Origin of the sequence: Pseudomonas anuradhapurensis (assembly GCF_014269225.2) — a bacterium.
Taxonomy (GTDB): domain Bacteria; phylum Pseudomonadota; class Gammaproteobacteria; order Pseudomonadales; family Pseudomonadaceae; genus Aquipseudomonas; species Aquipseudomonas anuradhapurensis.
The window spans coordinates 759,235-771,767 of sequence record NZ_CP077097.1 but is presented as its reverse complement, the minus strand read 5'-3'; the positions used below and the strand labels follow the sequence as shown (position 1 = coordinate 771,767).

At 64.8% G+C, this 12,533-nt stretch carries 11 protein-coding genes; 2 read left to right on the top strand and 9 right to left on the bottom strand.

Annotated elements, in window-relative coordinates:
• Window positions 1–268: 268 nt before the first annotated feature.
• Window positions 269–1,522 carry a serine hydroxymethyltransferase gene (glyA, locus tag HU763_RS03530; RefSeq protein ID WP_186689252.1) on the top strand — a complete coding sequence of 418 codons (1,254 nt, stop codon included), beginning with the start codon at window positions 269–271 and terminating at the stop codon, window positions 1,520–1,522.
• Between the two features lie 260 nt (window positions 1,523–1,782).
• Complete coding sequence (locus HU763_RS03525) at window positions 1,783–2,730, top strand: bile acid:sodium symporter (protein WP_186689255.1); 948 nt, start codon at window positions 1,783–1,785, stop codon at window positions 2,728–2,730.
• A gap of 24 nt (window positions 2,731–2,754) precedes the next feature.
• On the opposite strand, the gene HU763_RS03520 is transcribed toward HU763_RS03525, so the two are convergent.
• The 9 genes from HU763_RS03520 to HU763_RS03480 all read right to left on the bottom strand — a co-directional run bounded on the left by HU763_RS03520 (window position 2,755) and on the right by HU763_RS03480 (window position 12,485).
• Window positions 2,755–3,078, bottom strand: a complete 324-nt coding sequence (locus HU763_RS03520) for a RidA family protein (protein WP_186689426.1) — start codon at window positions 3,076–3,078, stop codon at window positions 2,755–2,757.
• 41 nt (window positions 3,079–3,119) lie between these two features.
• Complete coding sequence (locus tag HU763_RS03515; protein ID WP_186689258.1) at window positions 3,120–4,538, bottom strand: aldehyde dehydrogenase family protein; 1,419 nt, start codon at window positions 4,536–4,538, stop codon at window positions 3,120–3,122.
• Between the two features lie 12 nt (window positions 4,539–4,550).
• The gene (locus HU763_RS03510) at window positions 4,551–5,594 is read right to left on the bottom strand and encodes a homoserine dehydrogenase (RefSeq protein WP_186689262.1); all 1,044 of its coding nucleotides are present in this window, start codon (window positions 5,592–5,594) and stop codon (window positions 4,551–4,553) included.
• 206 nt (window positions 5,595–5,800) lie between these two features.
• A complete protein-coding gene (locus HU763_RS03505; protein WP_170028186.1) occupies window positions 5,801–6,238 on the bottom strand; it encodes an Lrp/AsnC family transcriptional regulator in 438 nt (145 codons plus the stop codon).
• Window positions 6,235–7,623 carry a threonine synthase gene (locus HU763_RS03500; RefSeq protein ID WP_186689265.1) on the bottom strand — a complete coding sequence of 463 codons (1,389 nt, stop codon included), beginning with the start codon at window positions 7,621–7,623 and terminating at the stop codon, window positions 6,235–6,237. The genes HU763_RS03505 and HU763_RS03500 overlap by 4 nt, the downstream gene beginning before the upstream one ends.
• A 22-nt stretch (window positions 7,624–7,645) precedes the next feature.
• Window positions 7,646–8,530 carry a LysR substrate-binding domain-containing protein gene (locus HU763_RS03495; RefSeq protein WP_186689267.1) on the bottom strand — a complete coding sequence of 295 codons (885 nt, stop codon included), beginning with the start codon at window positions 8,528–8,530 and terminating at the stop codon, window positions 7,646–7,648.
• 46 nt (window positions 8,531–8,576) lie between these two features.
• Complete coding sequence (locus HU763_RS03490) at window positions 8,577–10,016, bottom strand: amino acid permease (protein WP_186689271.1); 1,440 nt, start codon at window positions 10,014–10,016, stop codon at window positions 8,577–8,579.
• A gap of 143 nt (window positions 10,017–10,159) precedes the next feature.
• Window positions 10,160–11,431, bottom strand: a complete 1,272-nt coding sequence (locus HU763_RS03485) for a cystathionine gamma-synthase family protein (protein WP_186689275.1) — start codon at window positions 11,429–11,431, stop codon at window positions 10,160–10,162.
• Window positions 11,432–11,600: 169 nt separating this feature from the next.
• Entirely contained in the window at window positions 11,601–12,485 is an 885-nt protein-coding gene (locus HU763_RS03480; RefSeq protein WP_186689428.1) for a homocysteine S-methyltransferase family protein, read from the bottom strand.
• Between the last annotated feature and the right edge of the window lie 48 nt (window positions 12,486–12,533).

Here is a 12,533-nt window from a genome sequence, read left to right as displayed (position 1 = left end):
TTTATCCGCGATGCAGGCGACGCGCTGGCTGGCACCGGCCTTGCCGGCGATCGCGGCTGAAGCCGCTCCTGCAGAAGCCCATGCAGGGCCCGCGCCCCACGCCTGAAAAACGGACCTGAGAGTCAACTCCGATCCGCGCCCAGCCCAGACACGGCGCGGGATGCAACATGAAGCCCATTGGTCCGCGACTTGATGCCACTTCATATGCCAGCGGCGAATCAATCGGTTAGAATGCCCCCCCAATTCACCCCGATCCTTGAGGACCGCCATGTTCAGCCGTGATTTGACCATTGCCAAGTACGACGCCGAGCTCTTCGAAGCCATGCAGCAAGAAGCTCTGCGCCAGGAAGAGCATATCGAGCTGATCGCTTCGGAAAACTACACCAGCCCGGCAGTCATGGAAGCCCAGGGCTCGGTCCTGACCAACAAGTACGCCGAAGGCTACCCGGGCAAGCGCTACTACGGTGGTTGCGAGTATGTCGACGTCGTCGAGCAACTGGCCATCGACCGTGCCAAGCAGCTGTTCGGCGCCGACTACGCCAACGTTCAGCCGCACGCCGGCTCCCAGGCCAACGCCGCTGTCTACCTGGCCCTGCTGTCGGCCGGTGACACCATCCTGGGCATGAGCCTGGCCCACGGTGGCCACCTGACCCACGGTGCTTCGGTAAGCTCCTCGGGCAAGCTGTACAACGCCATCCAGTACGGCATCGATGCCAACGGCCTGATCGACTACGACGAAGTCGAGCGCCTGGCTGTCGAGCACAAGCCGAAGATGATCGTTGCCGGCTTCTCGGCCTACTCGCAGGTTCTGGACTTCGCCCGCTTCCGCGCCATCGCCGACAAGGTCGGTGCCTACCTGTTCGTCGACATGGCCCACGTTGCCGGCCTGGTTGCCGCTGGCGTGTACCCGAACCCGGTGCCGTTCGCCGACGTGGTCACCACCACCACCCACAAGACCCTGCGCGGCCCGCGCGGTGGCCTGATCCTCGCTCGCAAGAACGAAGAGATCGAGAAGAAGCTGAACTCCGCCGTGTTCCCCGGCGCCCAGGGCGGCCCGCTGGAGCACGTCATCGCCGCCAAGGCCATCTGCTTCAAGGAAGCCCTGCAGCCTGAGTTCAAGGCTTACCAGCAGCAGGTGGTGAAGAACGCCCAGGCCATGGCCGCCGTGTTCATCGAGCGTGGTTTCGACGTGGTTTCCGGTGGCACCCAGAACCACCTGTTCCTGCTGTCGCTGATCAAGCAGGAAATCTCCGGTAAGGATGCTGACGCCGCACTGGGCAAAGCCTTCATCACCGTCAACAAGAACTCGGTACCGAACGACCCACGTTCCCCGTTCGTCACCTCGGGCCTGCGTTTCGGCACCCCGGCCGTGACCACCCGTGGTTTCAAGGAAGCCGAGTGCCGCGAGCTGGCTGGCTGGATCTGCGACATCCTGGCTGACCTGAACAACGAAGCGGTCATCGACGCCGTACGTGAGAAGGTCAAGGCTATCTGCAAGAAGCTGCCGGTCTACGGCAACTGATTGGCGATTGCCTGACAGGAAAAAGCCCGGCCTAGTGCCGGGCTTTTTCGTTTTCGGCCCTGTCGCCAACCTGTAGGAGCGGCCTTGTGTCGCGAAAGGAGCGCGCAGCGGCCCCACGACCCTAGCTTCGCCGCCGGGCTAGCCGGGACCGCTTTGCGGTCCTTTCGCGACACAAGGCCGCTCCTACAAAAAAGCGCGACACGCTGCTGATAGTGCGTATTACCCTGTGTGCCTTTCAGCCAGCAGACACAGGCCGCACCTTGACCAGAGAGCAACTCGAAACCCGGCAGATCCCGATCTATTTCGCCGCCGTATTCGCCGCCGTCGCCTTCGGCCTGCTGGCCAGCGATACCGCACGCCTGTTGCAAGCCCTGATCACGCCCGCCATCGCCGTGCTGATGTACGCGATGTTCCTGCAGATTCCCTTCCTCGACCTGCGCCAAGGCCTGGGTAACCGCCGTTTCATGGCGGCCTTGCTGCTGGCCAACTTCATTCTTGTGCCATTGCTGGTCTGGGCCATCACCCGCGGGCTGGGCGACCAGCCGGCACTCCTCGTCGGTGCGCTGCTGGTGCTGCTGACCCCGTGCATCGACTACGTGGTGGTGTTCACCCATATCGGCAAAGGCGATGCGCGCCTGACCCTGGCCGCCACACCTGTGCTGCTGCTGGCGCAACTGGCGCTGTTGCCGCTGTACCTGGCGCTGATGCTGGGTAACAACGTGCCGCTCGCGCTCACCCCGTTCGTGGAAGCCTTCGTGCTGCTGATCGTGCTGCCGCTGGCCCTGGCTGTACTCACCAGCGCCGGCGCCCGTCGCTCACGCAGGGTCGCAACGTGGAACAGCGCCTGGGCATGGCTGCCGGTACCGGCGATGGCTTTGGTACTGCTGGTGGTGATCGCCTCGCAGATCACCAAGGTGCAGGGTGACTTCGAGCAGTTACTGCCGGTGATCCCGGTATACCTGGGCTTCATGCTTGCGGCACCGCTGCTCGGCAGGCTCGCGGCGCGCCTGTTGCGCCTGCCGGCCAGCGAAGCACGCGCGGTGACCTTCAGCGCCGCCACGCGCAACTCGCTGGTAGTGCTGCCGCTGGCGCTGGCGCTGCCGGACGAGGTGCGCGGGTTGGCGGCAGCAGCCGTGATTACCCAGACATTGGTCGAGCTGGTGAGCGAGCTCGTCTACGTACGGGTGGTACCACGGCTGGTGCGCTGACCCGCGGGCATATGCCACCGCCGGTCATGGGCGCTCGCTACACACGGCAAACACCTGCACCTCGACCAGGTAGCCTTCCCCCAGGTCGGCACCGACGCAGGCCCGTGCCGGTTTGGCACAGCCCTGCAACCAGGCGTCATATACCTCGTTCACCAGGTCGAAGTGGCGGTAGTCGGCGATCCACAGCTGGACCCGGGTCAACTGCTCCTTGGTCACCCTGGCCTCAGCCATGAGCCCGTCGATCGTATTCAGCGCCTGGCGCAACTGCCCCTGCACGTCCAGCTGCAGGTCGTCGGCGACCACGCCAGCGGTTTCGAACAGGCCCCTGTAGCTGACCGCCAACGACATCCGCTGGCCAACCCCGTATCGCTCGATCATAAGCTTCCCTCTCAGCCCATCTGGTTGATGCACACGACCTTGGGCTGGGTCATGTCCTCGTAGGCGAACCGCACCCCCTCGCGGCCCAGGCTTCCATACTTGGAACCACCGAATGGCATGGCGTCGAAGCGGTAGTCGGACGAGTCGTTGATCATCACGCCGCCTGCCTCGATGCGCTTCGCCAGGCTCAGCGCCAAGGACAAGTCGCGGGTAAACACCCCGGCATGCAAACTGTACTCAGGGGCATTGGCCAAGGCGACGGCCTGCTCGATGTCCTCGAAAGGCGCCAGCATCACCACCGGGGCGAACACCTCTTCACGCCACAGCCGGCTGCTGTGGTCGACACCTTCCAGCACCGTCGGCGCGTAGTTGGCGCCCTGGCGCTTGTGGCCACAGAGCAGCCGGGCGCCGCCCTGCAGGGCCTGCTGGACACGCTCTTCGATGTGCCGTGCAGCGGCTTCGCTGATCATCGGCCCCATGTCGGTTTCGCGCAGGCCCGGGTCTCCCAGCACCATGGCCTGGGTCAGGGCGACGAAGCGCTGGCGAAATGCTTCGTAGATCGAGGCGTCGACCAGGATACGCTGGGTGCCGATGCAGTTCTGTCCAGCGGCCCAGAACGCGCCGGACACGCACGATTCGACAGTGGCTTCGAGGTCGCAGTCCTTGAGCACCAGCACCGGGGCGTTGCCGCCCAGGTCCATGGCGAGCTTTTTCAGGCCTGCGCCCTGGGCAATCTGCTCGCCCGTGGCGAAGCCGCCGGTAAACGAAACCATGCGCACATCACGCACGGCCACCAGCGCCTTGCCCAGCTCGGCGCCGCCGGTGGCAACGCTGACAACGGTTTCAGGCAGCCCGGCATCGGTGAGGTACTGCACCAGCTTGAGCGCCGATAACGGGGCCAGCTCCGAGGGTTTGAGAACGACCGCATTGCCGCCAGCAATGGCCGGGCCCAGCTTGTGTGCCACCAGATTGAGCGGGTCGTTGTACGGGGTGATGGCCAGGATCAGCCCCAGCGGCTCGCGGGTGAACCAGCCCTGGCGCGACTCGGAGCCTTCATAGGCATCGAACGGCACCACTTCACCGGCGTTGCGCCGCGCTTCCTCGGCAGACAGCTTGAGCGTGTTGATGCAGCGTTTTACCTCCTTTTCGGCCTGGCGCAGGGTCTTGCCCGCTTCATCGACAATCAGCCCGGCAAAATCGGCAGCATCGCGTTCGATGAGGCGGGCGGCCTGTTCAAGAATGCTGGCGCGACGGTGACGGGGCAGCGCGGCACTTTCGCGTACCCCTTGGCGAGCACGCGCCAGCAGGCCCGGCACCGCATCGGCTGTGAGGTTGGCGACGCTGCCGACCAGGCTGCCGTCGTAGGGGCTGTACACATCGATCAGGGCGGGTTGCTGGAAGGCTACCCGGGACACGGAAGTCAGGCTCATGAAAGTAGCTCCTCAGGCCGAACGGCCAGCGGTGTGGATGGCGACGATATCCGACAGCAGGGCAAAGGCCGTTTCGACACGCCCCGCACCCGGGCCGGACACGGTCACCGCGCCCAGCAACTCGGTGTCGAACGCCACCGCGTTGGTTGCGCCGGTGATACCGGCCAGGGGGTGGTTACCCGGCAACAGGCGCGCTTCGACACGGGCGCGCACCGAACCATCGGCCTGCCGGCTGGCGCTGCCGATCAGCTTCCAACGCTCGCCCGCTGCCTGCGCCTGCTGGATCGCCGCGCTGTCGATGCCACTGATACCGCTGCAGGTGACATCGCTCACCTGCAGGCAGGCACCGAGCAGCTCGTTGGCAAGGATGACCACTTTCAGGCGCACGTCATGCCCTTCCACATCGGCCGTCGGGTCGGCCTCGGCGTAGCCAAGCGCTTGTGCCTGCGCCACTGCATCGGCAAAGCCAAGCCCTTGCTCCATGCGCGTCAGTACGTAGTTCGAAGTACCGTTGAGGATGCCCTCGAAGCCGACCAGGCCTGCGCCGGCCAAGGTCTGCCGGGCCATGCGCAGTACGGGTGTACCGCTCATCACTGCGCCTTCGTATTCGAACGACACGCCGTTGGCCTTGGCCAGGGTTTTCAGCGCCTGGGCATGCAAGGCGATCGGCCCCTTGTTGGTGGTGACCACGTGCTTGCCCGCTTCCAGTGCCCAGCGGCAGAAGGTAGCTGCCGGCTCACCATCCTTGGGGTTGGTAAAGGTGGCTTCGGCGATGATGTCGGCGCCGGACTGCTTGATCACCGCCTCGTTGAATGCCTCGGCCGAACCCTGAGGGAACTGCGCCAGGGCGCCCTTCTCAGCGGGCAAGGCGGCCAGCCTGGCTGCATCCAGGCCATCGCGGTCGATCACCGAGCCGAGGAACAGGTCGGTGACGCCGACGATCTTCAGGGCAAAGCCCAGTTCTTGCTGCCAGCGCGCGTTGCGTTTGGCGATCAGTTGGGCCAGGGCACGGTTCACGCCGCCAAAGCCAACGAGTGCGATCTTGTATTCGGTCATGGTTTGCTGTCCTTTCCAGGCGATGGGTCGATGAGGACAAGCCTATGAGCCGGGCAATGCCAGTTGAATATGGCAATCCGCTGTATTTATTGGCCAATCTGGCCAGTGCCCTAACCACAGCTGGGCGGCCCAGGAATGCACAACGCCGCCAGGGCGCGAGCCCGGGCGGCGTTGTGGTATCGAGGGTTGGGGGGCAACGGGGCGGTTCAGATCACCGCGGCCAGGACGAACGACGTCACCGTGTTCTCGACCCCGGGCATGGCGGCAATTTCCTTCCACACATGATGCACCCGCTCCGGGCTGGAGGCTTCGACACGTAGCAGCAGGTCGAATTCGCCGCTGAGTACCTCGCACTGGATCACCTCGGGGATCTGGCGCAGGGCATCGAGCACCGCTTCACCGCGCATGCGGTCGTAGCGGTAGACGAAGATCACCGCGTTGATCAACGAGGTCGGCCGTCGCCCCTCGCCAATGCGCAAGGTGTAGCCCTGGATGGCGCCGTCCCGCTCCAGGCGTTCGATGCGCTGGCGAACCGCATTGCGCGACAGGTTCACTTTCAGCCCCAACTCGGCATGGGCAATGCGCGCATTGGCGGTGAGCTCGGCGAGAATGCGCTCGTCCAGGGGGTCGAGGATGCGCTTCATCGCCGTGCCTGCAACTGCGCCAACAGTTCATGAACCCCCGCCAGGTCCTCGGGTGCCAGCAGCGGCCCACTGTCTGCGGTGCCAGCGACGTTGGCTGGCACCTCGCCGTGCCAGGCCCCCAGTTCCGCCAGCAGCGCGGCGGACTTTTCCGGGGCGAACTGCCCCAGCGTGACGATCGGCGCGCCGATATTGCGCCGGTGCAGGCGCCCGGCGAACGCCCCGGTTGCCGCATGCGGGTCTACTGCCGTGCCGGTCTCCTGGAACAGCGTGACGATTTCCTCGCGGATCAGCGCGTCGTCCACGGCATACGAGTCGAACAGCATGCGCGCATGCAGCCACTGGCGGTTACCGATGCTCAGTTCACCGCAATCCTCGAAGTGCTCCATCAACGCCCTGGTCGCCGCGCCGTCGCGCTCATACAGCTCCCAGACGAAGCGCTCCAGGTTGGAGAACAGCGAGAAGTCCATGACCGGTGACAAGGTCTGGCTGGTTGAGCCACGGCTGTAGCGGTTGCAGTGGATGAACCGGTGCAAGGCATCGTTACGGTTGGTGGAGACAATGATCTGGTTGATCGGCAGGCCCATCTTCTGGGCGATGAAGCCTGCGTAGATCTCGGCAAAACTGGCCGTGGGAATGCTGAAACCGACCGGCCGGATACCCCCGCCCAGCTGCAGCGCCGCATGAAAATAGAACACGATCTGCGCCAGCACGCCGACCCAGTTGGTCGAATTGAAGCTGACCGGAATCAGCTCCGGGCACGGCCATGCGCGCAGCAGCGCCGACACCAGCGACTGGCAGTCATCGAAGCTGCCAGCCACGGCCACGCAGCTGACGCTTTCGCCCGCGGCACTGCGCATCACTGCGGCCCGGTCGGGTGGCGTCCCGGCGTTGGGGTACAGCGCCAGCAGGCGTGCCGTCGGGCAATGGCGCAAGGCGTCGATGGCCGCCACCGCGGTGTCGCCGTTGCTGGCACCGACCAGCATCACCCGCTCGCAATCGGCGCCGAGGAAATGGCGGATTAGCCGCGCCTGCAACTGCGCGGCAAAGTCCTTGGAGGAGCGGGTCGGCCCGTGAAACAGCTGCAGGATCCATTCGTTATGGCCAATCTGCTGCAACGGCGCGATGCCACGGTGCCTGAAGCCACGGTAGCTGTCGCTGACCAGCGCCCTGAGGGTCGGCTCGTCGAGGGTATCGCCGACAAACGGCGCCATCACCCGCCAGGCCAGTTCATCGAACGGCAGCCAGGACCAGCTGGCGATTTCCTGCTGGCTGAAGGTTGGCACCGCAGTCGGCACGTACAGCCCGCCATCGTCGGCCAGGCCGGAAAGCAGCGCCGTGCGGAAATCGACCCGTATCTCGTTGCCACGCGTGGATGTGTACTGCATCGGTGCTCCAGGTATGTATTGATTAACGGTGAGCCATCGCCACCAACCAGTGGCTGAAGGCCTGGGCATCGCTGGACAACGCCTCACCCAGGCCGCGTACCAGGTAGAACGATTCGCTGGCCTCGATGCGTTGGGTAAAAGGCGCGACCAGCCGCCCTTCCTGCAGCAAGTCCTCGACCAGCGACGAACGCGCCAGCGCCACCCCAAGCCCCAACTCCGCCATGCGCAAGGTCGACACCAGGGTGTCGAACTGCAGGCCGCTGGAGGAATCGACCTGATCGGCGCCAACCCGCTCCAGCCAGTAGCCCCAGCCCTCCTCGTAACCCAGCACATGCAGCAACGGCACACCGGCCAGGTCGCGCGGCTCGCGTAACGGCGAGCCTGCGATCAGCGCAGGCGAGCAGACCGGCACCAGCAGGTCGCGGGTCAGCCGCTGCGCCTCCACCCCCGGCCACTGGCCGCTGCCCCAGCGGATTTCCAGGTCGTCCTCGGCATCCAGTTCCTTGACCCACAGGTTGCTGATGTAGCGGATATCCACCTGTGGGTGGGCACGGCGGAAATCGGCCAGCCGGGGGGCCAGCCAGAAGTGCAGGAACGACAGGCTGCCGCGCACCTTCAGCGGCCGCCGCTGGCGCTGCCCGAAGATCTCGTTGGTGCCCACTGCCAGGCGGCTGATCGCGTCCTGCACCACCGGCAGGTAGGACTGCCCTTCTTCGGTCAAGCCCAGCCCCCGGGGCAGGCGCTTGAACAGCGCCACCCCCAACTGGCTCTCCAGGTGGCGAATCTGCTGGCTCACGGCCCCCTGGGTGAGGTGCAGCTCTTCCGCGGCATGGGTGAAGTTCAGGTAACGCGCCGACACTTCGAAGGCTCTCAGCCAGTTCAAGGGGGGCAGGGTTTTCTGGGTCATCGGCGGTTTCTCGTGGCAACGTTCCGGTGGCCTAGTATCACTCTGCTCAGGCGGGCTCGGAACCTGACGTCACGGTTTGCAGCGGCAACGGACGCTGCGCGCGGTACTTGCAAGTCAGCCAGTACGCCAGATAGCACCAGGCGATGAACGGCAGGCCGAAGTACAGGGCCACGCGCTGGGCCGGGTCGAAGGCGATGCCCACGCAGGCCAGCACGCAGCAGAAGATCGCCGCCAGCGGCACGAACGGGTAGCCGCGCACGCGGAACTTCATGTCTTCCAGCTTGCCGCCATGGGCCAGGTAATGACGACGGAAGGCCATCTGGCTGACCGCGATGCTGATCCACACCACCACCACTGCCAGCCCGGAAATCGACACCAGCGCCAGGTAGATGGTGTCCGGCGCGAACACGCTGCTGAGCAGCGACGCCATGCCGCCGGCCATGCTCAGGACGATGGCATTGAACGGCGTGCCACGGCGGGACAGCGCGGCATAGCGGCGTGGCATGTTGCCTTGGTCGCTGAGGGTCCAGAGCATGCGCGCGGCGGCATAGAGCCCGGAGTTGGCGGCGGACAGCAGCGCAGTGATGATGACGAAGTTCATGATGTCTGCCGCGTAGGGGATGCCGATCATTTCAAAGGCCATCACGAACGGGCTTTCCACCACGCCGGCCTGTTCGCGCGGCAACAAGGTGGCGAGGACAAAAATGGTGCCGACGAAGAACAGCGCCAGGCGCAGCACCGTGGTGCGGATGGCCTTGGGCACGTTCTTTTCCGGGTCGCGGGTTTCGCCGGCGGCAATGCCGATCAGCTCGGTGCCGGAGAAGGCGAAGGCCACCGCCAGCAGGGTCATGGCAATCGACCAGAAGCCGGTGGGGAACAGCCCTTCACGGGTGAAGTTGCCCAGCCCGACACTGTGCGCCTGGGTAATCTCGAACACGCCGAGGATCGCGCCACCGCCCACTACCAGGAAGGCCACCACCGCCAGCACCTTGATCAGTGACAGCCAGAACTCGGTCTCGGCAAACGACCGCACCGAAATGATATTGCTGATGAACACTGCCAGGCCGAACAGGGCACTCCATAGCCACACCGGCGTATCGGGGAACCAGCGCACCATGAGGATGCCGGCGGCGGTGAATTCCGAGCCGATGGCCACGGTCCAGGTCAGCCAGTACATCCACGCCACCATGTAGCCGGTACCCGGCCCGATGTAGCGCGTGGCGTAACTGCTGAACGAGCCGACCTCGGGCATGTGCACGGCCAGTTCGCCCAGGCACATCATCACCAGGTAGACCATGATCGCGCCGAGGATATAGGCGATGACCGCACCCAGGGGCCCGGCCTGGTTGACCGTGTAGCCCGATGTCAGGAACAGGCCGGTACCGATGACACCGCCCAGCGCCAGCATGACGATATGGCGGGTTTGCATATCCTGCTTGAAGCCATGCGCAGAAGCATTTGTCGTTGTAGTTGTCTGCAGGGACATTGTGGTTTTCTCATGAAAGTTGGCGGGCAAGGACGTTGCAACGACCTCGTCTTGGCAGAGCGAAGCGAATTGCCTTGCATATTGTTTTTGTTCGACTTCATGAACTGGCACCCACCGCAAGGAACGGGTGCCACGCGCCTGCCTCAGGCCTGTACTGCGGCCAGGCCGGCGTACGCGTCACCGTGCAAGTCCTTTGCTGCGGCCAACTCCTGGCGGACCGCTGCACACGCCTGTGCCAGGTCTGCCAGCAGGTCCTCGGTGTCTTCGATACCCACCGAGATGCGCACCAGCCCTTCGGAAATACCCAGGGCCAGGCGTTCTTCGAGGGTGTTTTCCACATGGCTGGTGGTCCGCGCCGGCCCATAGATGGTTTCCACCGCGCCCAGGTTGCCTGCCCGGTGGGCGTATTTCAGGCGCGGCAGCAGCTGTGCCACGGTGGGCATGCCGCCCTTGAGCACGAAGCTGACAATGGCACCGAAGCCGCGCATCTGCGCCTTGGCGATCGCATGGCCCGGGTGCTCGGGCAACCCTGGGTAGTTGACCGCTTCGACCAGCGGTTCGCTGCTCAGGTACTGGGCCAGGGCCTGGGCGCTGGCCTGTTGCTGACGCAGGCGCAAAGCCAGGGTCTTGATCCCGCGGATGATCAGGTAGGCGGAAAACGGGTCCAGCGCCGCACCGTTGATTTCACGGTAGTGACGCACCTGCGCCATCAGCGGCTCGGCACCGCAGACCACACCGCCCAGCACGTCACCATGCCCGGACAGGAACTTGGTGGCGCTGTGCACCACCACGTCCACGCCCAGGGCCAGCGGGTTCTGATTCAGCGGGGTGGCGAAGGTGTTGTCGGCCACCACCACGGCACCCACCCGCCGGGCAGCCGCACACAGGCGCTGGATATCCAGTACCTTCAAGGTCGGGTTGGTCGGGGTTTCCAGATACAGCAGGTCGCAGCCGGCGGCGATTTCGCGCTCCAGCGCCTCGGTGTCGAGGGTGTCGCACAGACACACCTGCACGCCCATGCGCGGCAGGAACTCTTCGAAGATCTTGTTGGTGCCACCGTAGCTGTCGCGGGTCGATACCACGCGCTTGCCGGTGCACAGGAAGGTATGCAGCACCGCGCTGATGGCCGCCATGCCACTGCTGAAAGCCACGGCCGACTCGGCCTGCTCCAGCTCGCACAGCTTGGCTTCCAGGGTGGCGACCGTCGGGTTGCTCATGCGGCTGTAGATGTAGCCCGGCAGTTTGCCCTGGGCCACGTCATACCAGGCGTCGATATCGTTGTAGCCGTAGGCGGCGCTGACCACGATCGGGGTCTGGGTGGCGTTGTACGGGTGCTGCACCTGCTCGCCGCCCCACACCACGCGCGTACCGACACCGGCCGCTGCATTGCCCTCGAATTTTTCGTTGTTGTTCATATCCGGTTCCCGCACGGCTGAGTTGTGTATGCCGATCGAGCATCGGCTTTCAGCGGACTATAGGGACATGGCGGGGGACTGAAAAACGATGGAATCCGGGTCTGAGTGGCGTTTTTTTTAATGGCTGGGGGCCGGTCGAGTGTGGCAGCCGCCCGGCCCCCTCATGGCTTCACGCCAGATTACGCTTCAGCTCGGCAATGTGCTCCGGGCCGATGCCACAGCAGCCACCGATCATGCTGGCACCCCGCTTGCGCCAGTCAGCGGCCCATGCCAGGTAACCCGGCGGATCGAGGTCTTCGCGCAGCTCATCCAGGCCATCATTGGCGGTGGCTTCCTTCGGCTGCGGCGGGAAGGCGTTGGCATAGGCACCGATGGCAACGTCAGCGTTGTGTCGCTCGATCACCGAGCGCGCCACATCCACCGCAGCACCGATGACCTCGGGCTGGCTGCAGTTGAACAGCACGGCCGCCACACCCAGGCCGACCACGGCTTCGATGGCATCGGCTACCGGCTCGCCGGAACGCAGGCGCGGGGTGTCGTCCACTTCTTCGTCCTGCAGGGTGAACGACACCCAGAACGGCCTGCCGTCTTCCGGCAGGTGGGCATGGATGGCCCGTACTTCGGCCACCGAGCTCTGGGTTTCTGCCAGCCACAGGTCGACGTGCGGAGCCAGGCCCTGCAACAGCGGCGACAGCACTTCCTCGACGCGCTCGGGCTGGAACAGGTCCGGGCGGTAGGAGCCGAACAGCGGCGGCAGCGAGCCCGCGACCTTGACCGGGTGCGCAGCGACATCGGCGGCGTGCCGCGCCAGCTGCCCTGCGATATTGGCCAGCTGGCGCCCTTCCTTGGCAAAACGCTCCTCGCCAATATGGAAAGGCACCACCGCATAACTGTTGCTGGTGATGACTTGGGCACCGGCGGCGATAAATGCGGCGTGTACGCCGACCACCGCTTCGGGCGCCTCGCTCAGCGCCAGGGCCGACCATTCGGGCTGGCGAAACGGCGCCCCACTGCGCTGCAGTTCACGGCCCATGCCACCGTCGAGAATCACCATCGCTCGCTGTTTCATATAACTACTCTGCAGGTTCTTATGAATTAAATT